The organism is Pseudomonas sp. Z3-8, from assembly GCF_051131975.1.
Taxonomy (GTDB): Bacteria; Pseudomonadota; Gammaproteobacteria; order Pseudomonadales; family Pseudomonadaceae; genus Aquipseudomonas.
The window spans coordinates 366,282-386,250 of the sequence record NZ_CP071643.1; the positions used below are offsets into that span (position 1 = coordinate 366,282).

Sequence of the window (19,969 nt, forward strand, 5' to 3'; positions counted from 1 at the left end):
ACGGTGCGCTTTGCGCGCCGTTTTTCGTTTAACGGCTTCAGGTCGTTGCGCCCAGCAATTCAATTTCGAACACCAGCGGCGTGAAGGGTGGAATCACGTCCCCGGCACCTTCGGCGCCATAGGCCAAGGCCGAAGGAATCACCAATCGCCACTTCGCGCCCACCGGCATCTGGGGCAGTGCGCTGCGCCAACCATCAATCACGCTGTCAAGATTGAACCACTGCGCCTGATGGTTGGAATCGAAAACGGTGCCGTCCGGCAATTGACCGACATACCGCACCTGGACCTTGCCGTGGGGGCCGGCCTTCGCGCCGCTGCCCGGCTTGAGTTCGGTCAGCAGGATGCCGTCCGACAATTGCTGGACGCCCGGCCGGCCTTTTTCCTCATCGAGAAATTTCCGCTCGCTCTTCAGCGCCATTTGCGTTTGCGGCGTGGACGACTGCGCCAGGAGTTGCGCCTGATGTTCGGCCAGGATCCGTTCGATGCGCTCATCTGCCAGGGCCAACGGTTTACCCAGATAGGCCTGCTGGAGGCCTTCGACCAGGGCCTGGATCTGCAGGTCCGGCACGTCCTGACGCAGGCGCTCGCCCAGGCTGGCGCCGAGGCTGTAGGCCAGGTCGCGAGCGTCGTTGGCGTCGGCTTTTTCAGCGGCCTGAGCCAGGAAGCAAACCATGCAAAGAAATAAAAAAAGGTGACGCGACATGTGTACGTTCTCCGCCCTCGATTCGAGGGATTATGCCAGTGTCGATAACGCTCGAAGCGATTTGTCCTGGCAGTGCTGCAGACTATTTTTTGCCTCGTGCAACGCAACGCCTTGTGTAGTGTCAACATGCCCTAGCGGCGGTTGCAGCAGAGGTCTAGTATGAGCCGCACTCACGTCAGTCAGGAGGTAAACCATGTCGGCCACCAAGAAGCCTGTAAACACTCCGTTGCACTTGCTCCAACAATTGTCGGGCAGCTTGCTCGAGCATCTGGAAAATGCCTGCTCCCAAGCTCTGGCTGATGCTGAAAAACTGCTCGCCAAGCTGGAAAAACAACGCGGCAAGGCGCAGGAAAAACTGCACAAGTCGCGAACCAAGCTGCAAGACGCGGCAACCGCCGGCAAGGCCAAGGCACAAACCAAGGCCAAGGATGCCGTGAAGGAACTCGAAGACCTGCTCGATGCCTTGAAGGATCGTCAATCCGAAACCCGCGCCTACATCCTGCAACTCAAGCGTGATGCCCAGGAAAGCCTGAAGCTGGCCCAAGGTGTCGGTCGCGTTCAGGAAGCCGCCAGCAAGGCGCTGAGCCTTCGCGCGGCCAAGCCTGCCGCTGTATCGGCCAAGAAGCCAGCGGCTAAACCTGTCGCGGCAAAAACTGCGGCCAAGGCGCCCGTCAAGCCAGTCGCCAAAGTTGCCGGCAAGCCGGCTGCCAAACCTGCCGTGAAACCAGTCGCTGCCAGCGCTGCGAAACCTGCGGCGAAAAAACCGGCCGTGAAAGCAGCTGCCAAGCCTGCCGTCAAAGCTCCTGCTGCCAAGCCTGTTGCCGCCAAACCAGCCGCAAAAGTTGCCGCCAAGCCTGCCGCTAAAACCGCTGCTGCCAAACCCGCTGCGACGAAGACCGCCGCTGCCAAGCCTGCTGCGAAAGCGGCGGCCAAACCTGCTGCCGCGAAGCCGGCCGCCAAGCCTGCCGCTGCCAAACCCGCTGCCGCCAAGCCTGCTGTCAAATCGGCGGCCAAGCCGGTTGCTGCTGCCAAGGCTCCCGTCAAAGCACCTGTAAAGGCCGTGGCAAAACCCGCAGCAGCCAAACCAGCCGCCAAGCCGACAACGGCCAAGCCGGCCGCTGCAAAACCTGCAGCCAAACCCGCTGCGAAGCCTGCCGTGAAAAAGCCTGCTGCTGCAAAACCGGTGACGGCTCCGGTTGCCAAACCTGCCGCGCCAGCACCAGCGGCCGCAGTGACGCCTGCGCCAACGACCAGCACGCCGGCGCCAGCGGTGAACCCAAGCGTAACCACCGCGCCGAGCACCACTGCGCCCCGCGCTTCCTAAGGGGTGACTGCCGCGACGCGCAGCCGATGCAGCGCGTCGCGGTTGGTTTGGCCGGCATTCGCCACCAGCTTCTGCAACCACTGCGCTGTCGCTTCATCCTGGCCCTTGGGCCAGTCCCCTGCCGTGGCTTCCAGCCGCTCCAGCAATTGTCGTTCGGCTTCCAGCTCCAGTTTCTTGATCTGTTCGCGCAGGCTACCCAGCCCGGCGTCCTGGCAGGCGAGGTCTTTCCATTGTGTGCGCAACGTCCGCAATGGCTGGACGACGGCTGCGTCCCAGGGGCCGGCCACGTGCCGAAGCTGCTGCAACCTCTGCTCATCACAGGTTACCCCGCGTTGTTCCAGCCACAGCCCGCAAAGCACCAGGCAGACGTTCGCGCCTTCTGCCTGCAACGCCAGGCACGCCGCTTCCACGCCAGGCCTGGCATAAAGGTTGATCGAAAAGCTCCACAGATCAGAGGACATCGTGCTACTCGCGCCAGTTGCGAGCGAAGCTGGTAGACTCCGCCGCCATTATGATTCGACTTCAGAACCTGACTTTACAGCGTGGCCCGCAACGTCTGCTAGAAGACGCCGAGCTGACCCTGCACGCCGGCCACAAAGCCGGCCTCATCGGTGCCAACGGCGCCGGCAAATCGAGCCTGTTCGCTTTGCTGCGCGGCGAGTTGCACCCGGATTCCGGCGATTGCTTCCTGCCGGCGGATTGGCGCATCGCCCACATGCGTCAGGAGGTCGATACGCTCGAACGCCTGGCCGTGGATTATGTGCTCGATGGCGACCTGCGTCTGCGTGAGGTGCAACGCGATCTCGCCGCGGCCGAAGCCGCCCATGACGGTGCCGCCCAGGCGCGCCTGCACTCGGAGCTCGACAGTGCCGACGGCTACACCGCGGACGCCCGGGCACGTAAATTGTTGGCCGGCCTGGGCTTTACCAACGAACAGATGGATCGCCAGGTCGGCGACTTCTCCGGTGGCTGGCGGATGCGTCTGAACCTGGCGCAGGCCCTGATGTGTCCCTCGGACCTGTTGCTGCTCGACGAGCCGACCAACCACCTGGATCTGGACGCGATCATCTGGCTCGAAGAGTGGCTCAAGAGTTACCCCGGTACACTGCTGCTGATTTCCCACGACCGCGACTTCCTCGACGCCGTGGTGGATCACGTAGCCCATGTCGACCAGCGCAAGCTCACCTTGTACCGCGGCGGCTACAGTGCCTTCGAGCGTGCCCGTGCCGAACGTCTGGCCCAACAACAGCAGGCCTACGAGAAGCAACAGGCGCAACGTGCGCACATGGAAAGCTACATTGCCCGCTTCAAGGCCCAGGCTACCAAGGCCCGCCAGGCCCAGAGCCGGATCAAGGCGCTGGAGCGGATGGAAGAACTGTCGGCGGCCCACGTCGACTCACCATTCGATTTTGTCTTCCGCGAATCGAGCAAGATCTCCAGTCCGCTGATCGACCTGTCCGACGCGCGCCTGGGCTATGGCGACAAGACCGTGTTGGAGAAGGTCAAGCTGCAACTGACCCCAGGCGCGCGGATCGGTCTGCTGGGGCCCAACGGTGCCGGTAAGTCGACCCTGATCAAGAACCTCTCTGGCGAGCTCCAGCCCTTGGCCGGACGCCTGACGCGCGGCGAAAACACGGTGGTCGGCTACTTCGCCCAGCATCAGTTGGACTCGCTCGATGCCAAGGCCAGCCCGCTGTTGCATCTGCAACGCCTGGCGCCGACCGAACGTGAGCAGACTCTGCGCGATTTCCTCGGTGGTTTCGACTTTCGCGGCGCGCGTATCGACGAGCCGGTGCTGAATTTCTCCGGTGGCGAGAAGGCGCGCCTGGCGCTGGCGTTGATCGCCTGGGACCGGCCGAACCTGTTGCTGCTCGACGAGCCGACCAACCACCTGGACCTGGAGATGCGCCTGGCCCTGACCATGGCCTTGCAAGAGTTCAGCGGCGCGGTGCTGGTGGTCTCCCACGACCGGCATTTGCTCAAGAGCAGCACGGACAACTTCTTCCTGGTGGCTGACGGCAAGGTCGAGGAGTTCGATGGCGATCTCGAAGACTATGCGCGCTGGCTGGTGGAATATCGCCAGCGCAACGCACCGGTCAGCAGCACCCCGGTGAACCCGGACAAAACCGACAAGAAGGCCCAGCGCCAGGCCGCGGCAGCGTTGCGTCAGCAGTTGGCGCCGCACAAGCGCGAGGCCGACAAGCTCGAAGCCGAGTTGGGCAAGCTGCATGAAAAGCTGCAGAAAATCGAAACCAGCCTTGGCGACAGCGGTCTCTACGAGGCAGCGCGCAAGGACGAGCTGCGTGATCTGCTGGCTGAACAGGCCAGGCTGAAAGTTCGAGAAGCGGAACTTGAGGAGGCGTGGATGCAAGCCCTGGAGTTGCTGGAAAACCTGCAAGCGGAGCTGGAGGCGTTGTCCTGATGGAAGCGTTGTCCCTGCCTATACCCGTCATGTGGATCGAGCCGATCTGGCTCGGTGTGCAAATCCTGCTGATTCTGTTGGTCGGTTATGTTGCCCAGCGTGTCGTCGCGCGCTTCCTCACGGGGCTCGGTGAGCGCTACCCACTGCCGCCCCAGTTGGTGATCATCCTGCGCGGGGTGCTGCGCTGGCTGATCATGGGCAGCGCGGTACTGGTGGCGCTCGAACGCCTCGGCGTCTCGGCCACGGTGCTGTGGACCGCGTTGTCGGGGTTCGTCGCCGTGGCTGCGGTGGCGTTCTTCGCCATCTGGAGCGTGCTGTCGAACCTGCTCTGCGCCATTCTGATCTACACCGTCGGCCCGTTCCGCCTGGGTGACGTGGTCGAGCTGGTCGAGGCCACCGACAAGCCTGGCATCAAGGGGCGGGTGGTGGCGATCAACCTGCTCTATACCACCTTGATCGAACCCGAGGAGCTCGGTACCGGCAGCTCCATGGTGCAGGTGCCCAACAGCCTGTTCTTCCAGCGTTCGGTCCGGCGCTGGCGCGGCAGCGAAGCGTTTCCGGTCGGCGGTTTCGTCGAATAGTCCGATCCCAGGGCTAGTTCTGAAAAAAACGGTGGTTATCCGCACGGCGGCGCATTAGCTTATTCGTTTCGACGGAACTGAGCCGAGGTGTGCGATGTTGCTGGAAACGTGGCTGGCGTTCTTCGCCGCCTGCTGGGTCATCAGCCTTTCGCCGGGCGCCGGTGCCATTGCATCGATGTCCAGCGGTCTGCAATACGGTTTCTGGCGTGGCTACTGGAACGCCCTGGGCCTGCAATTGGGCCTGGCGTTGCAGATCGTGATTGTCGCCGCCGGTGTTGGCGCGATTCTCACCGCGTCAGCTACCGCCTTCTACGCAATCAAGTGGTTCGGCGTGGCGTACCTGGTCTATCTGGGCGTCAAGCAATGGCGGGCCATTCCCGCAGACCTTAGCGACGACGCGGCGGTGCGCCCCATCGGCAAACCCCTGGCTTTGGTGTTCCGCGGTTTCCTGGTGAATGTCAGCAACCCCAAGGCGCTGGTATTCATGCTCGCGGTGCTGCCGCAGTTCATCGATCCTCATGCCCCGTTGGTCAAGCAATACCTGATCCTGGGCGTGACCATGATCTGCGTCGACCTCATTGTCATGGCCGGGTACACCGGGCTGGCATCCAAGGTCTTGCGCCTGTTGCGTACCCCGAAACAGCAACGGCGGATGAACCGGACTTTCGCCGGGCTGTTCATCGGCGCGGCAGGTCTGCTGGCGACGATTCGCAGGGCTGCGGTGTAGTTACCGTGGCGAAGGCGAGCTCTTGTGGCGAGGGAGCTTGCTCCCGCTGGGCTGCGTAGTAGCCCCAAAAGAGGCGGTCGCTACGCAACCGAGCGGGAGCAAGCTCCCTCGCCACGAAAAGCACTTAGCTGGCAATGCGCTTCAGCGCAGGATTACCGGCGCGGTATCCCTCGGCAGGTTATTGCGCTGCACCGGCTCGCCAGGCTGTTCATGGCTCGGGCCACCGAGCTGCTCGCTCAACTGCCGCGCCACGTCTTCACCCAACGCCTTGGACACTTCGCGCACGACCCGTGGGCGATTGAGGCTGATACGCACGTCCCGGTGGTTCAACAGCTTGGTGTCCTGGCCCTCGCCCATGGCGGTGAAGGCCGAGGTGATTTCATAGGTCTTGGTGTTGATCAGGCTGAAATCCGCCACCAGCGACAGTGCGAGCACCGCCGAGTAGCTGTCGGCAGTGCCCAGCTCGTTGATGTCCCGAGTGAAATCGATGTCCGACACGGTGCCGAACAGCACATAGTCGGCGCCCTTGAAATGCCCGGCCTTGATTCGCTTGATCACGTCATAGACATCGCCCGTGGACGATGCGGTGTGCGGCGTGCCCTGCACCAGCTGGAACATACCGCTGCGCAGGATCTCGCCCTTGATGTCGCCAGTGAACTTGCGCAGTTCGCCTTGCTCGATGTAGCTGCTGGTCGCTTCCATCTCTTCGTAGCTCGACGACGCGCTGGCGCTGTACGGGTTCGCCTGGAAGTTGCTCTGGGCCGAAACGGTGTGGATGTATTCTTCCACGCGTTGCTGGTACGCCAGGTCAGTCACTGCGACTCTTGGGGCCGCCTGCGCACTGAATGCGCAGGCCAGGGCCATGATGCCGATCCATGTACGCATGGCTTAACGCTCCGTGGTCTTGCGGATTTCTTTCTCGTCCATCCATTCGGCCAGACCGCTTTCAACATCGATCAGTTGCAGGCTGAATTTGTAGAAGACGTCCTTGTAGTCTTCGCTGCGCTTGACGATCGAGCTGATGGAACCCTCGATGCGGTACTTGGCGGCGATCATGTTGCCGGTCTTGGCCACTGTGCTTTTTTTGTACAGGCCGCTCTGGTTCTGCAGCTTGAGCTGGTCGACCTGGCTGTCCATGGCATTGTTGTCACTGGCAAAGCGTGCCGCGCCGGTTTTCATCAGTTGGGTCTTGATGCTGGTAGTGATCTCGCGAGTATCGATGTACTCGCTGGTCTTGTTCTTCACGTCGTAGACCTGCACCACCGGACGGCCCTGCAGGATGCCGGACTGGGCGAGGGAGCGGGTCATCGACTCGGCGATCATCTGCAAGTCTGTGGAGCCGAATTCGTTGGTGACGGTTTCCACGGCCTTGGTGTCGCCATAGCTGATGTTCTTGTTGCCCAGGACCGGCGAGTTGTTGGCGCAGCCGCTGACCAGCAGGGCGGCGAGGGCGAGGGAGGAGATGCGTAGGAACATTTAGGTGCTCTCTAAAATCTGAAAAAAGGAGTAGAAATCACTAGGCGCTTTTCTGTGGGAGCGAGCTTGCTCGCGATTGCTGTGTGTCATTCACCCCATCGCTGGCTGACCCGACGCTATCGCGAGCAAGCTCGCTCCCACAGGTCCAGCACCTCAAGGGGTATTGATTTCCAAACGGAAATCCACGGCCTTGGGCGTCGGTGCGATGGCCGGCAGGAAGCGGGTCTGTTCGCCATACAGCGTCAGGGTTTTCCAGGTTTCCTCTTCGGCGATCGGGAAGCCTTCCGGTCCCAGCCAGGCGAAGCGGTAATACATCGTCTTGTTATTGAAACTGGTGTTGCTCAACTGCACGTTGACGGTCATGTAGCCGTTTTCGCGGGCGACGCGCATGGCGCCGACCACGATGTTTTTTGTCTTGCCCATCGCCACGACCTTGCTGGCGGCAGTGCCGGGCTCCGGTGGTGGTGGGGTGGCGCAACCGGCCAGCAAGGCCAGGGCGCCGACGGCGATCAGTTTTAAACGCATGTGAACAAGACTCCGTTCTTAAGGTTGCTTGAGGGCGATGGCGGTCGGGTTGGCGCTCGGGATCACCTGGGCCGCAAGGCCGCCGGCGAAGACCTGGCTGCCCACCGCCCGCAGGCTGATGACCTGGTAGCGCTGATCAACCTTGACCTTGACCACCGAGCCGCCTACCGCGCTTGGCAGGGTGACCTGGTGTTCGCCCTTCTTCAGGCGCAGGCGCACCACTTGGGTGTAGTCCGGCAAGGTGCGCCAGGTGCGGGTGTCGGCGCCTTCGAGCACGGCCGAGGTGATGCCCACGGCCAGGCCGGCCAGCGGGTTGGTTTCGTTGATCTGTTTTTGCGCCACGCCACGGGTGATGGCACGCACGGTCGTGCGCAGGATGATCCCCGGCATGTCGTCGCGCAGCGCCCGGCGCGACATGGCGGTGGTGCTGTTGAGCTGGGTTAGGTCCAACTGGCGGCCGTCGACGCCGATCTGGGCGAAGGTCGCGGTGGAGGTGTCCGGCTTGATCAGCGGGAAGGACAGTGGCGTGATGACCACATTGCCGCTGATCGGCAAGGGCAGCGGGATTCGCATCGAGTCACGGGATGGCGCCAGGCCGCTCTGCACCACAATCAGGACGTCACTGTCGTCGTCCTTCGCGGCAGGCTTGTCGAGGTTGAGCAGCGCCTGTTCCAGCAGCGGGGTGTTGGGACGCAGTTCGGCGGCCTTGCGATAACCCGGCGCGGCCAGATCTTTCTCGCCCAGGGCTTCGTAGACGAAACCTGCCAGGTAATGGCTGAACGCGCTCTGGTAACTGTTTTTCAGGCTGACCACTTCAGGGGCGTCAAGGCTGGCGACCGGATAACCCTTGAGGTCCTTGTATTCGGTCTTGACCCCCTGTTTCTCCGCGTCTTCCTCGCGCTTGAGGTATTCCTTGTCGCGCAGGTCGGCGATCACGGCTTCGCGCTCGTGGGTCTTCTTGATCTGCATCCGTGCGCCGTCGAAGTCATTCACCGCCAGCAGGTTCAACGCCATCTGAGTGGTGAGCATGACCTTTTCATAGTCATAACCCTCATAGCGCCGGACTTTGTCATTGACCAGGAAACTGCCGAACTGCGCAACGTACTTGGCGGTATCGAGCTTGACGGCGTCTTCCCACTGCCCGACTTGCTGGTCGGCGCTGGTCCAGGCGGTCTGGCTGCCGGACAGGTCGCCCTTGGCGCGCAGCAGCTCACCCTTTTCGAAGAAATAGAGCAGGTCTTTGTCTTTGCTGGTGTTGTTTTTTTCCAGCAGGGTCAATGCCGCGTCGACGTTGCCCGAGGCCAGTTGCTGATTGGTCTGCGCCAGTTCGCTGTCGTAGTTGCGAAACGCCGAGCAGCCGGACAGCAAGGTGATCGCGCCGAGGGCGACCGAGAAAAGAGCACGGGATGCCATGAACACTTCTTCCCTGAGTATCAGCCGGGGGGTGCGGGTCGGGCTGGGGCGATCCACGGACAGGCGCTTTTGCGCCGTCGGTTCCTCAAGTCCAGAGGAGCTTTTATGCCTTCTTCTAATAAGAAGGCGACGCATTATAAGCAGTGGATTTGCTTGTGTAGTGGCTTTTTAGTTTCTAAATGATGTTTTTGTGATGTCATCTTCAAAGCATGAAGATCCGATGAAAATGCTTGGCCGGAACACATCGGTGCTTGAGCCAAGCGCACTGGAAGTGAACAATGTGTTACTTCTTATTTCCAATCGAGAGTCATTCATGACTGCCCCGTTTCGTTTCCTGGCCTGGATTGCGCTGCCGATGCTTGCGCTTTGCAGTGCCGATCTGCTGGCTGACACTGTTGAAGGCGCGCCACAGGCGCTGCACTTGCTGGATTACATCGGGGCGGATTACCCGGCGACCGTCGACGCGGGGAAGGTCATCGACGATGCCGAATATCGCGAGCAACTGGAATTCACTCAAGTGCTGGAAGGGCTGGTCGCCGCGCTGCCAGGCAAGCCAGAAAAAGCTGAGCTGACGCAAGGCATCGGTACGTTGCGCAGTGCGATCAGCCAGCGCCAGGACGGCGCTGACGTGGCCCGTCTGGCGCGGCAGCTGGGGGCCAGGCTGGCCGTAGCCTATGAGGTCAGTCAGGCGCCGGTGATCACCCCGGACCCGACGCGCGGGGCGCCGTTGTATGCCCAGAACTGCTCGGTGTGCCATGGTGACAGCGGTGCCGGCGACGGTCCGGCGGGTGTCGGCCTGGAGCCGCCGCCCTCGAACCTGCGCGAGGGGCAGCGCCTGGATCGCCTGAGCCTCTACGCGATCTACAACACCCTGGGCATGGGCGTCGAAGGCACCGATATGCCGGCCTTCGCCGATCAGCTCGACGACCGTCAACGCTGGGACCTGGCGACCTACATCGCCAGCTTCAGCGCCGACCCGGCTGCGGCCAAGGGCGAGCAGGCCTTCAACCTTGCCGACCTGGCCCGCCAGACCCCGGCCGAAGTCCTCGCCGCCCAGGGGCCCGCGGCAGCGGCGACGTTCCGCGCCCAGCGCGCCCAACCACCGCAGGTGCAGCGCGGCCCGGCGCAGTTGCTTGACTACACCGCCGCTACCCTGGACAAGAGCATCGCGGCGTATCGCACAGGTGACCACGACCAGGCCTACGACCTGTCGGTGGCGGCGTACCTGGAAGGCTTCGAGCTGGTGGAAAGCTCACTGGACAATGTCGACGCCAACGTCCGTAAAGATACCGAGAAGGCCTTGATGGCCTACCGTCAGTCCCTGCAGGACGGTTTGCCGGTCGAGCAGGCCGAGCAACGCCTGGACGCGGCCAAGGCCAAGTTGAAAGAATCCGCCGGCCTGCTCGGTGGCGATGGCTTGAGCTGGTCGCTGAGCTACATTTCGGGCTTGCTGATTCTGCTGCGCGAAGGCCTGGAAGCGATCCTGGTCCTGGCGGCGATCCTGGCGTTCTTGCGCAACACTGGCCAGCAGTCGGCGGTGCGCAGCGTCAACGTTGGCTGGGGCCTGGCGCTGCTGGCCGGCCTGGCGACCTGGGCGCTCGCCGCATACGTAATCGATGTCAGTGGCGCGCAGCGCGAATTGCTCGAAGGCGCGACGGCGTTGTTCGCCAGCGTGATGGTGCTGTGGTTGGGTGTGTGGATGCACGACCGGCGCCACGCGGCGGCCTGGCAGGATTACATCAAGAGCAGCCTGGTCGGCGGCGGAGGCCGTTTCGGTTTCGCGATCCTGGCATTTTTCTCGGTCTATCGAGAGCTGTTCGAGGTGATCCTGTTCTACGAAACCCTGTGGCTGCAGGCCGGCCCGGCCGGCCATGACGCGGTGTTGGCCGGCGGCGCGACGGCGCTGGTGCTGCTGGTGGGGCTGGCCTGGGTGATCTTGCGCGGCTCGGCGAAATTGCCGCTGGCGCTGTTCTTCAGCATCAACGCCGGTTTGCTGTGTGCGTTGTCGGTGGTATTTGCCGGCCATGGCGTGAAGGCCTTGCAGGAAGCCGGGATCTTCGGCACGCGGCCGGTGGCGTTCTTCGAGTTCGACTGGCTGGGCATCCATGCCGATGCTTATTCCCTGGCGGCCCAGGCGGTGGCGATCATTGCGATCGTTGTGCTGTATGGGCGCAGCTGGGTGGCGGAGAAGCGTCGGGTGCAGGTTTCCTGAAAAAGCATTCGCTGCGCTCATAATCGCGAGCAAGCTCGCTCCCACAGGAGGTAGGCTATCCACTGTGGGAGCGAGCCCGCTCGCGAAGCTTTTGAAGAGGAATAACCCGATGCGTGTATGGATCGACGCCGACGCCTGCCCCAAGGCCGCTAAGGACCTGGTGGTCAAGTTCGCCTTGAAGCGCCAGTTTGAAGTAGTACTGGTGGCCGGGCAGCCGCAGATCAAGCCGGGCCTGGCTCTGGTGAAGCTGATCGTGGTGCCCAGCGGGCCTGATGCGGCGGACGATTATCTGGTGGAGCATGCCGTCCCGGGTGAGCTGGTGATCTGCAGCGACGTGCCGCTGGCCGACCGCCTGGTAAAGAAAGGCGTCGCAGCCCTTGACCCGAGGGGCAAGGAGTTCGACGCGCAGAACATGGGCGATCGACTGGCGGTGCGCAACCTGTTTACCGATTTGCGGGAACAGGGCCACATGGGCGGTGGCCCGGCGGCGTACAGCGAGCGGGACAAGCAGGGATTTGCCAATGCGCTGGATCGGATATTGACGCGGTTGTCTCGCTTGTCTTGAACCTTGCCTGGATTCCTGTGGGAGCGAGCCTGCTCGCGAAGGCGGCTTAACAGCCTATGGACAGGTTGCCTGTACCGGCGTTTTCGCGAGCAGGCTCGCTCCCACAGAAAAGAGACGGGAGGTCACTCATCGTTCTCGTGCGTCAGCTCCAACACCCGATCCACCAGCTTGTTGATCCCCGAAGCCGCTTCGCTGATGTTCTGCGCCAGCATGTAGGCGGGGGTGCTGACCAGCTTGCGCGCGGTGTCTTCGACGATATCGGTGACCAGGCACTCTTCATGAGTCCCGCCCATCTTGGTCACGGCAGCGGCGGTGTCGGCGTCCGTGCCGATGGTGCAGGTCACCCCAGGGCCGTAGATTTTCGCCGCCAGGGCCGGTGAGATGCAGATCAGCCCAACCGGCTTGCCGGCCTCGGCGAAGGCTTCGGTCAACGCCAGGACTTGCGGCTGGACGCTGCAACCGGCGCCTTCGACGGCAAAGTTGGAGAGGTTTTTCGCCGAGCCGAAGCCGCCGGGCACGATCAGCGCATCAAAGTCCTCGGCCCTGGCTTCGCGCAGGTCTTTCACATTTCCCCGGGCGATGCGCGCCGATTCCACCAACACGTTGCGGCTCTCGGGCATTTCCTCGCCGGTCAGGTGATTGATGACATGCAATTGGGCGATGTTGGGGGCGAAACACTGGACCTGCGCGCCGCGCTGGTCGAGACGCAGCAAAGTGATCACGCTTTCGTGGATCTCTGCGCCGTCGTACACGCCACAGCCGGAAAGGATCACTGCAACTTTTTTGCTCATGGGCTTTTCTCCAGATTCATGGCGTTAAATGTCTACTAATTTGTCACTCGTTGCCATAGGGGGATCCGGCAGCTACACCTAATCTGCCAGCTCCTTCCTGCCTTGCATGCCCGGGTCGCGTCATGAATTTCATCCTGTATGCCGTGCCGTTTTTTTTCGTGTTGATTGCCGTCGAGTTGCTGGCCGATCGCTGGCGTGGCGTGAGCCACTATCGCCTGGCGGACGCGATCAACAGCCTGAGCACCGGTGTGCTGTCGACCACGACGGGGTTGTTGACCAAGGGCGTGGGCCTGGTGACCTATGCCTTTGCCCTGGAGCATCTGGCGGTCTTTCAATGGCCGACCGACCAGGCCTGGACCTGGGTGTTCGCCTTTGTGTTCTATGACTTCTGCTACTACTGGCTGCACCGCTTGGGCCACGAGCGCAACATCCTCTGGGCCGCCCATTCGGTGCACCACCAGAGCGAGGACTACAACCTCTCCACGGCATTGCGCCAGACCAGCAGCGGTTTCCTGCTGAGCTGGATCTTCTACCTGCCGCTGGCGGTGCTGGGCGTGCCGCTGCTGGTGTTCGTCAGTGTCGCGGCGTTGAACCTGCTTTATCAGTTCTGGGTGCATACCCAGCACATCCCCAAGCTCGGCTGGCTGGAGTGGTGCTTCGTCACGCCATCCAATCATCGTGCCCACCATGCACAGAACCCTCTCTACATGGATCGCAACTACGGCGGCGTGTTCATTATTTGGGACCGTCTGTTTGGCACCTTCCAGGAAGAGGACGACAACGAGCCGGTCATTTTCGGCGTGACCACGCCACTGGCGAGCTGGAATCCGTTGTGGGCCAATCTGCAGTTCTATGCGCAACTGTGGGCCGATGCCCGGCGGGCCGAGCGCTGGTGGGACAAGCTGCGGATCTGGTTCATGCCCACCGGTTGGCGGCCAGCCGATGTGGCCGCCAGGTACCCGCTGTACAAGCCGGATCTGAGCCGGTTCCGCAAATTCGAAGTGCCCCTGGCCGGACGCCACCAGGGATACGTGGCGCTGCAGTTTTGCTTCTACGTCGCCCTGGGCAGTTATTTGATGAACCTGGAAAACAGCCTTCCGGCCACTGCCCTGGTGTTGGGGTGGGGAGCGGTAGCGTTGGGTCTGTTCGTGTTGGGCGCGACTCTGGAGAATCGCCCGTGGGCGCTGAGGCTCGAGCTTTTGCGCCTGGCTGCGAACCTGCCGCTGGTGTGGCTGGCGCCGCTGGCCGGGTTATGGCCGGCCAGCCCGGTGGCCTGGGTTGGCTTGCTCAGCTACAGCCTGATCAGCGGCATTGGCTTGTACTATTGCCGCAACCGTCTTACTCGCCTGGCGTCGTAGTTTCGGCGGACTTGGCTTGTTCGAGACGTTCTGCCGCAAGGACTTGTCTGGCCAGCCGTGCGTTCTTGATGCGTCGGCGCAGCCATAGGCCCAGGCCCAGCACCAGCAGGGCGCCGAGTACCCACAGTTCGTATTTCTTGATGCTGCCCAGCATGCCTTCGAGCACCGCGCCAAAGTGGTACGCGGCGGCCGCCAGGGCCGTGGCCCAGATCGCCGCGCCGATACCGTTGAGCAGCAGGTAGCGACCCGGTGGATAGCCAGAGAGGCCGATCGCCACCGGCATCACCGTGCGCAAACCGTAGACGAAGCGAAAGCTCAGTACCCAGATGTCCGGATGGCGGCGGATGTGTTCCAGCGCGCGATCCCCCATCAACTGCCAGCGCGGCTTGCGCGCCAGGAGCTTGCGACCATGTTTGCGGCCCAGGAAGTACCACAGCTGATCGCCCGCGTAGCTGCCGCAAAATGCCACGACCACCACCAGGTTGATGTCCATGTAGCCACGGAACGCCAGGAAGCCTGCGAGCACGAGGATGGTTTCGCCTTCGAAGAACGTGCCGATAAACAGGGCCAAGTAGCCGAAGTCATGCAGAAATTGTTGGAGCATTGTCTGGGTGCTGGCGAAATGAACGCGCAGCCTAACCCTTCAGGCACATTCAGGAAAGTATCGAAATGTGTCTCGACGTGAACATTTCCTACAGAAGACAATCACTGCGACTAGTGGTCGCGCTTCAGCACAACTGTCATGCGTTCGTCATAATGACCGCTTATAACTGTCACGCTCGCCCGTCTGCGGGCTCAGGAGTCTGCCGTGAGCTTTACCCCCGCCAATCGTCTGTTCCCCGCCACCCGTCTGCGCCGCAACCGCCGTGATGAGTTCTCCCGTCGGCTGGTGCGTGAAAATGTGCTGACCACCAATGACCTGATCCTGCCGGTGTTCGTACTGGACGGGGAGAACCGTCGTGAAGCGGTGGCGTCGATGCCTGGCGTGGAGCGCCTGACCATCGACTTGCTGCTCGAAGCGGCGGCCGAGTGGGTGGAACTGGGTATCCCGGCGCTGGCGCTGTTCCCGGTCACCCCGCCAGCGCTCAAATCGCTGGACGCCGCCGAAGCCTGGAACCCCGAGGGTATTGCCCAGCGCGCGACCCGTGCCCTGCGCGCGCGCTTCCCGGAGCTCGGTGTGATTACCGACGTAGCGCTGGACCCGTTTACCACGCACGGTCAGGACGGCATTCTCGACGAAGAAGGCTACGTGCAGAACGACATCACCGTCGATGCGCTGGTCAGGCAAGCGTTGTCCCACGCCGAAGCGGGGGCCCAAGTCGTGGCGCCATCCGACATGATGGACGGTCGCATCCAGGCGATCCGCGAAGCCCTGGAAGTGGCCGGCCATGTCAACGTGCGCATCATGGCCTACTCGGCCAAGTACGCCAGCGCCTACTACGGTCCGTTCCGCGACGCGGTCGGCTCGGCCCTGAACCTGGGCAAGGCCAACAAGGCTTCCTATCAGATGGACCCGGCCAACACCCACGAAGCCTTGCACGAAGTGGCTGCCGACTTGTCAGAAGGCGCAGACATGGTCATGGTCAAGCCGGGGATGCCTTATCTCGACATTCTTTGCCGGGTAAAGGAAGAATTCAAAGTACCGACCTTTGTTTATCAGGTCAGCGGCGAGTATGCGATGCACATGGCCGCGATCCAGAACGGCTGGTTGAGCGAAGGGGTGATTCTCGAGTCCCTGACCGCTTTCAAACGTGCGGGTGCTGATGGCATCCTGACCTACTTTGCCGTGCGCGCCGCCCAATTGTTACGAGAGCAGAAATAGCCTCCCAGGAACTTGCGATGAATACCGAAGGACTCACAGAAGTTGCCGTAAAAGACGCCCAGCCCGTGGTCGAGCAAGCCGCCGAAACGCCGCCGGAGCTGGAGTCGGCTCCAGCGGCCGTGCCCGAGCCGGCCCCTGCTCCGGCGATCACGATCACCAATCTGGATGACAGCAGCTTGTACATCCATCGCGAGCTGTCGCAACTGCAATTCAACATCCGCGTGCTGGAGCAGGCACTGGATGAGTCCTATCCACTGCTTGAGCGGCTGAAGTTTTTGCTGATCTTTTCCAGCAACCTGGACGAGTTCTTCGAGATTCGCGTCGCCGGCCTGAAAAAACAGATCACCTTCGCCCGCGAGCAGGCCGGTGCCGATGGTTTGCAACCGCACCAGGCCCTGGCGCGCATCAGCGAGCTGGTACACGGTCATGTTGACCGCCAGTACGCGATCCTCAACGACATCCTGTTGCCGGAGCTGGAAAAACATCAGGTCCGCTTCATCCGTCGCCGCTACTGGACGACCAAGCTCAAGACCTGGGTACGCCGTTATTTCCGTGACGAGATCGCTCCGATCATCACCCCGATCGGCCTCGACCCGACGCACCCGTTCCCATTGCTGGTGAACAAGAGCCTGAACTTCATCGTCGAGCTGGAAGGCATCGACGCCTTTGGCCGCGATTCCGGCCTTGCGATCATTCCGGCGCCGCGCCTGCTGCCGCGCATCATCCGCGTGCCGGAAGACGTCGGCGGGCCTGGCGACAACTACGTGTTCCTGTCGTCAATGATCCACGCCCATGCCGATGACCTGTTCCAGGGCATGAAGGTCAAGGGCTGCTACCAGTTCCGCCTGACCCGTAACGCCGACCTGTCGGTGGACACCGAGGACGTCGAAGACCTGGCCCGCGCCCTGCGCGGCGAGCTGTTCTCCCGCCGTTACGGCGATGCGGTGCGCCTGGAAGTGGCCGACACCTGTCCGAAACATCTGTCCGACTACTTGCTCAAGCAGTTCAACCTGCACGAGACCGAGCTGTATCAGGTCAATGGTCCGGTGAACCTGACGCGGCTGTTCAGCATCACCGGCCTGGACAGCCATCCGGAGCTGCAATACTCGCCGTTTACGCCGCAGATTCCGAAACTGCTGCAAAACAGCGAGAACATTTTCAGTGTGGTCAGCAAACAGGACATCCTCCTGCTGCACCCCTTCGAGTCGTTCACGCCGGTGGTCGATTTGCTGCGCCAGGCCGCCAAGGACCCCCACGTATTGGCGGTGCGCCAGACGTTGTATCGCAGCGGCGCCAACTCGGAGATCGTCGACGCCCTGGTGGACGCGGCGCGAAACGGCAAGGAAGTCACCGCGGTGATCGAATTGCGTGCGCGTTTCGACGAAGAATCCAACCTGCAACTGGCCAGCCGCCTGCAAGCGGCCGGCGCGGTGGTGATCTACGGCGTGGTTGGCTACAAGACCCACGCCAAGATGATGCTCATCCTGCGGCGCGAGGCCGGCGAGATTGTGCGCTACGCGCACTTGGGCACCGGCAACTATCACGCCGCCAACGCTCGGCTGTATACCGACTACAGCCTGCTGACCTCGGATGATGCGCTGTGCGAGGACGTCGGCAAGCTGTTCAGCCAACTGATCGGCATGGGCAAGACGCTGCGCATGAAAAAATTGCTGCATGCGCCGTTCACCCTGAAAAAGGGCATGCTCGACATGATCGCCCGGGAAACCCAGTTCGCCCTGGACGGCAAGCCCGCGCACATCATCGCCAAATTCAACTCGCTGACTGATCCGAAGATCATTCGCGCGCTATACAAGGCCAGCCAGTCGGGCGTGCGCATCGACCTGGTGGTACGCGGCATGTGCTGCCTGCGGCCGGGCATTCCTGGGGTGTCCCACAACATCCATGTGCGCTCGATCATCGGGCGCTTCCTGGAGCACACGCGGGTGTTCTATTTCCTCAATGGCGGCGAGGAGCAAATGTTCCTCTCCAGTGCCGACTGGATGGAGCGCAACCTCGACAAGCGTGTCGAGACCTGCTTCCCGGTGGAGGGCAAGAAGCTGATCCTGCGGGTCAAGAAAGAGCTGGAAAGCTACCTCACCGACAATACCCACAGTTGGAGCCTGCAGTCGGACGGCCGTTACATCCGCAACACACCGACCGGCAACCAGAACCCGCGCAGTGCCCAGGCGACCTTGCTGGATCGGCTTAGCAGCCCGGTGTTGGCGGTTCGTTAGGGTTGGAGGCGACTGCTTCAGGCTACACAGTCTGAAGGCGAGCGGATTTATTTGTGGCGAGGGGATTTATCCCCGTTGGGCTGCGCAGCAGCCCTAAAACCTGGCAGCGCGGTGCGTCAGATTTACTGAGTCCAACCTCTCAGGGGCTGCTTCGCAGCCCAGCGGGGATAAATCCCCTCGCCACAAGATCTTTGTCGCTGGACTCAGTGAATATTCAACACAATCCCAACCCGGGTCAGCCATTCCGCTTCCTGGGCGAAGTCGGCCTGGGTCAGTTGGTTTTCTTCCAGCCAGCCGTCCGGGAATATCACATCCAGTTGATCACCATTGGCATGCAGGGTTACCTGGGGCATTTCCTGGGTGCCACGGATGTGGTGGAAGAGGATTGCGAAGCGCAACAGCACGCACAAGCGGATCAGCTTGATGCCGTCATCGCCGAACTCGGCGAATTTATCCTTGGGAATATTGCGCCGGTGACCACGCACCAGTAGCGCAAGCATCTGCTGGTCTTCGCGAGAGAAACCCGCCAGGTCCGAGTGCTCGATCAGGTAGGCGCCGTGCTTGTGGTAATGGTAGTGGGCGATGTCCAGGCCGACTTCGTGCACCTTGGCGGCCCAGCCCAGCAGTTCGCGCCAGACACCGTCGTTCAGGTCCCAGTCGTCGGCCACCTGGTCGAACGCGTGCAGGGCCTTGCGCTCGACCCGCGCCGCCTGTTCCTGGTCGACGTGGTAACGCTCCATGAGCGAGCCGAGGGTGCGCTCGCGGACGTCTTCGTGATGATGGCGCCCCAGCAGGTCGTAGAGCACGCCCTCACGCAGGGCACCTTCGCAGTGGTCCATGCGTTGCAGTTCGAGGGCGTCAAAAATCGCCTCGAGAATCGCCAGGCCCGCCGGGAAAATCGCCCGGCGATCAGGCTTGATACCTTCGAAGTCGATCTTGTCCGATTCGCCCAGCTTGAACACTTTGCGCTTGAGCCAGGCCAGGCCTTCGGCGTTGACCTCGCCACTGCCATGGCCGCCAGCCTTGAGCGCCAGGCCGATGGCGCGAATGGTGCCCGAGGAACCGATGGCTTCATCCCAGGCCAGGCGGTGCAGCGCGTGCTCGATGCTCATGATTTCCAGGCGCGCCGCCGTGTAGGCTTGGGCGTAGCGGGCCGGGGTGATCTTGCCGTCGCGGAAGTAGCGCTGAGTGAAGCTGACGCAACCCATCTGCAGGCTTTCGCGCAACAGTGGTTCGAAGCGCTGGCCGATGATGAATTCGGTACTACCGCCGCCGATGTCCGCCACCAGGCGCTTCCCCGGGGTGTCGGCCAGGGTGTGGGAAACACCCAGGTAGATCAGGCGGGCTTCTTCACGGCCGGAGATGACTTCCACCGGATGGCCGAGGATCTCTTCGGCGCGCCGGATGAATTCGCCGCGGTTGCGCGCCTCGCGCAGGGCATTGGTGCCGACGATGCGCACCGCGCCCAGGGGCATGCCGTTGATCAGTTGGGCGAACCGTTTGAGGCAGTCGAGGCCGCGCTGGATGGATTCTTCGCTCAGTTGACGTTCTTCGTCGATACCGGCGGCCAGCTGGACCTTCTCGCCGAGTCGCTCAAGAATGCGGATTTCCCCGTTCTGGGCCTTGGCGACGACCATGTGAAAGCTGTTGGAGCCCAGGTCTATGGCAGCGATCAGGGACAGATTCTTGGCTTGGGATAGCGGCATGGTCAAAAAGTCTCGGTCGATAACCTTGCCATCCTGCCACGATCGACCGCTTACGCCAACGCGCCTGATCCAAACCCTTGACCCGGAGCAGCTTGGCTTGGCTTCTGTGG

The 19,969-nt window shown here is 62.1% G+C and carries 18 protein-coding genes; 9 read left to right on the forward strand and 9 right to left on the reverse strand.

The annotated features are described in order from the left end of the window. Positions 1-37 precede the first annotated feature (37 nt). Entirely contained in the window at positions 38-703 is a 666-nt protein-coding gene (locus tag J3P94_RS01700) for an FKBP-type peptidyl-prolyl cis-trans isomerase (RefSeq protein ID WP_434570980.1), read from the reverse strand. Positions 704-896: 193 nt separating this feature from the next. Here J3P94_RS01700 and J3P94_RS01705 point away from each other — a divergent pair, with 193 nt between their 5' ends. Continuing rightward, positions 897-2,027, forward strand: coding sequence for an AlgP family protein (locus tag J3P94_RS01705; protein WP_434570982.1), 1,131 nt, complete (start codon positions 897-899; stop codon positions 2,025-2,027). On the opposite strand, the gene J3P94_RS01710 is transcribed toward J3P94_RS01705, so the two are convergent. Then, on the reverse strand, positions 2,024-2,488 hold the full coding sequence (locus tag J3P94_RS01710; RefSeq protein ID WP_434570984.1) for a TIGR02444 family protein: 465 nt from the start codon (positions 2,486-2,488) through the stop codon (positions 2,024-2,026). The two genes, J3P94_RS01705 and J3P94_RS01710, sit on opposite strands and share 4 nt — an antisense overlap. Before the next feature lie 50 nt (positions 2,489-2,538). Here J3P94_RS01710 and J3P94_RS01715 point away from each other — a divergent pair, with 50 nt between their 5' ends. The 3 genes from J3P94_RS01715 (at position 2,539) to rhtB (ending at position 5,757) form a co-directional block, all read left to right on the forward strand. Further along, positions 2,539-4,449 carry an ATP-binding cassette domain-containing protein gene (locus tag J3P94_RS01715; RefSeq protein ID WP_434570986.1) on the forward strand — a complete coding sequence of 637 codons (1,911 nt, stop codon included), beginning with the start codon at positions 2,539-2,541 and terminating at the stop codon, positions 4,447-4,449. After that, entirely contained in the window at positions 4,449-5,030 is a 582-nt protein-coding gene (locus tag J3P94_RS01720) for a mechanosensitive ion channel family protein (RefSeq protein ID WP_305497985.1), read from the forward strand. The genes J3P94_RS01715 and J3P94_RS01720 overlap by 1 nt, the downstream gene beginning before the upstream one ends. Positions 5,031-5,124: 94 nt before the next feature. Beyond that, entirely contained in the window at positions 5,125-5,757 is a 633-nt protein-coding gene (gene rhtB, locus J3P94_RS01725; protein ID WP_434570989.1) for a homoserine/homoserine lactone efflux protein, read from the forward strand. Positions 5,758-5,898: 141 nt separating this feature from the next. Here the strand turns inward: rhtB and J3P94_RS01730 are convergent, their stop codons facing one another. The 4 genes from J3P94_RS01730 to J3P94_RS01745 all read right to left on the reverse strand — a co-directional run bounded on the left by J3P94_RS01730 (position 5,899) and on the right by J3P94_RS01745 (position 9,171). Further along, complete coding sequence (locus J3P94_RS01730; RefSeq protein WP_305497988.1) at positions 5,899-6,642, reverse strand: penicillin-binding protein activator LpoB; 744 nt, start codon at positions 6,640-6,642, stop codon at positions 5,899-5,901. A 3-nt stretch (positions 6,643-6,645) separates the two neighbouring features. Beyond that, complete coding sequence (lpoB, locus tag J3P94_RS01735; protein WP_305497989.1) at positions 6,646-7,233, reverse strand: penicillin-binding protein activator LpoB; 588 nt, start codon at positions 7,231-7,233, stop codon at positions 6,646-6,648. Positions 7,234-7,386: 153 nt separating this feature from the next. Continuing rightward, positions 7,387-7,758 (reverse strand): DUF1425 domain-containing protein, encoded by a 372-nt coding sequence (locus tag J3P94_RS01740; RefSeq protein ID WP_434570991.1) that lies wholly within the window; start codon positions 7,756-7,758, stop codon positions 7,387-7,389. An 18-nt stretch (positions 7,759-7,776) separates the two neighbouring features. Next, positions 7,777-9,171, reverse strand: coding sequence for a COG3014 family protein (locus J3P94_RS01745; protein ID WP_434570992.1), 1,395 nt, complete (start codon positions 9,169-9,171; stop codon positions 7,777-7,779). A 313-nt stretch (positions 9,172-9,484) separates the two neighbouring features. Here J3P94_RS01745 and J3P94_RS01750 point away from each other — a divergent pair, with 313 nt between their 5' ends. Both J3P94_RS01750 and J3P94_RS01755 read left to right on the forward strand, forming a co-directional pair. Then, the gene (locus J3P94_RS01750) at positions 9,485-11,383 is read left to right on the forward strand and encodes an FTR1 family protein (protein ID WP_434570994.1); all 1,899 of its coding nucleotides are present in this window, start codon (positions 9,485-9,487) and stop codon (positions 11,381-11,383) included. Between the two features lie 109 nt (positions 11,384-11,492). After that, a complete protein-coding gene (locus J3P94_RS01755) occupies positions 11,493-11,948 on the forward strand; it encodes a YaiI/YqxD family protein (RefSeq protein ID WP_434570996.1) in 456 nt (151 codons plus the stop codon). 122 nt (positions 11,949-12,070) lie between these two features. On the opposite strand, the gene elbB is transcribed toward J3P94_RS01755, so the two are convergent. Next, positions 12,071-12,739, reverse strand: a complete 669-nt coding sequence (gene elbB / locus J3P94_RS01760; protein ID WP_434570998.1) for an isoprenoid biosynthesis glyoxalase ElbB — start codon at positions 12,737-12,739, stop codon at positions 12,071-12,073. Between the two features lie 122 nt (positions 12,740-12,861). Between elbB and J3P94_RS01765 the strand changes: the two genes are divergently transcribed. Then, complete coding sequence (locus J3P94_RS01765) at positions 12,862-14,097, forward strand: sterol desaturase family protein (RefSeq protein ID WP_434571000.1); 1,236 nt, start codon at positions 12,862-12,864, stop codon at positions 14,095-14,097. Here the strand turns inward: J3P94_RS01765 and J3P94_RS01770 are convergent. After that, positions 14,078-14,701: a DedA family protein gene (locus J3P94_RS01770; RefSeq protein WP_305498000.1), complete on the reverse strand. Its 624-nt coding sequence runs from the start codon at positions 14,699-14,701 to the stop codon at positions 14,078-14,080. The two genes, J3P94_RS01765 and J3P94_RS01770, sit on opposite strands and share 20 nt — an antisense overlap. A 204-nt stretch (positions 14,702-14,905) precedes the next feature. On the opposite strand from J3P94_RS01770, the gene hemB reads away from it, so the two are divergent. Then, positions 14,906-15,919: a porphobilinogen synthase gene (gene hemB / locus J3P94_RS01775; RefSeq protein WP_434571002.1), complete on the forward strand. Its 1,014-nt coding sequence runs from the start codon at positions 14,906-14,908 to the stop codon at positions 15,917-15,919. A 17-nt stretch (positions 15,920-15,936) separates the two neighbouring features. Continuing rightward, positions 15,937-18,153, forward strand: a complete 2,217-nt coding sequence (gene ppk1 / locus J3P94_RS01780; RefSeq protein ID WP_434571004.1) for a polyphosphate kinase 1 — start codon at positions 15,937-15,939, stop codon at positions 18,151-18,153. A gap of 203 nt (positions 18,154-18,356) precedes the next feature. Here ppk1 and ppx read toward each other — a convergent pair whose 3' ends face one another. Continuing rightward, positions 18,357-19,859: an exopolyphosphatase gene (gene ppx / locus J3P94_RS01785; protein ID WP_434571006.1), complete on the reverse strand. Its 1,503-nt coding sequence runs from the start codon at positions 19,857-19,859 to the stop codon at positions 18,357-18,359. Between the last annotated feature and the right edge of the window lie 110 nt (positions 19,860-19,969).

What these genes read in the sequence shown, in the direction of transcription:
- J3P94_RS01700 (WP_434570980.1), bottom strand. Translation starts at nt 703, where the DNA reads ATGTCGCGTCACCTTTTTTTATTTCTTTGCATGGTTTGCTTCCTGGCT.
- J3P94_RS01705 (WP_434570982.1), top strand. Translation starts at nt 897, where the DNA reads ATGTCGGCCACCAAGAAGCCTGTAAACACTCCGTTGCACTTGCTCCAA.
- J3P94_RS01710 (WP_434570984.1), bottom strand. Translation starts at nt 2,488, where the DNA reads ATGTCCTCTGATCTGTGGAGCTTTTCGATCAACCTTTATGCCAGGCCT.
- J3P94_RS01715 (WP_434570986.1), top strand. Translation starts at nt 2,539, where the DNA reads ATGATTCGACTTCAGAACCTGACTTTACAGCGTGGCCCGCAACGTCTG.
- J3P94_RS01720 (WP_305497985.1), top strand. Translation starts at nt 4,449, where the DNA reads ATGGAAGCGTTGTCCCTGCCTATACCCGTCATGTGGATCGAGCCGATC.
- rhtB (WP_434570989.1), top strand. Translation starts at nt 5,125, where the DNA reads ATGTTGCTGGAAACGTGGCTGGCGTTCTTCGCCGCCTGCTGGGTCATC.
- J3P94_RS01730 (WP_305497988.1), bottom strand. Translation starts at nt 6,642, where the DNA reads ATGCGTACATGGATCGGCATCATGGCCCTGGCCTGCGCATTCAGTGCG.
- lpoB (WP_305497989.1), bottom strand. Translation starts at nt 7,233, where the DNA reads ATGTTCCTACGCATCTCCTCCCTCGCCCTCGCCGCCCTGCTGGTCAGC.
- J3P94_RS01740 (WP_434570991.1), bottom strand. Translation starts at nt 7,758, where the DNA reads ATGCGTTTAAAACTGATCGCCGTCGGCGCCCTGGCCTTGCTGGCCGGT.
- J3P94_RS01745 (WP_434570992.1), bottom strand. Translation starts at nt 9,171, where the DNA reads ATGGCATCCCGTGCTCTTTTCTCGGTCGCCCTCGGCGCGATCACCTTG.
- J3P94_RS01750 (WP_434570994.1), top strand. Translation starts at nt 9,485, where the DNA reads ATGACTGCCCCGTTTCGTTTCCTGGCCTGGATTGCGCTGCCGATGCTT.
- J3P94_RS01755 (WP_434570996.1), top strand. Translation starts at nt 11,493, where the DNA reads ATGCGTGTATGGATCGACGCCGACGCCTGCCCCAAGGCCGCTAAGGAC.
- elbB (WP_434570998.1), bottom strand. Translation starts at nt 12,739, where the DNA reads ATGAGCAAAAAAGTTGCAGTGATCCTTTCCGGCTGTGGCGTGTACGAC.
- J3P94_RS01765 (WP_434571000.1), top strand. Translation starts at nt 12,862, where the DNA reads ATGAATTTCATCCTGTATGCCGTGCCGTTTTTTTTCGTGTTGATTGCC.
- J3P94_RS01770 (WP_305498000.1), bottom strand. Translation starts at nt 14,701, where the DNA reads ATGCTCCAACAATTTCTGCATGACTTCGGCTACTTGGCCCTGTTTATC.
- ppk1 (WP_434571004.1), top strand. Translation starts at nt 15,937, where the DNA reads ATGAATACCGAAGGACTCACAGAAGTTGCCGTAAAAGACGCCCAGCCC.
- ppx (WP_434571006.1), bottom strand. Translation starts at nt 19,859, where the DNA reads ATGCCGCTATCCCAAGCCAAGAATCTGTCCCTGATCGCTGCCATAGAC.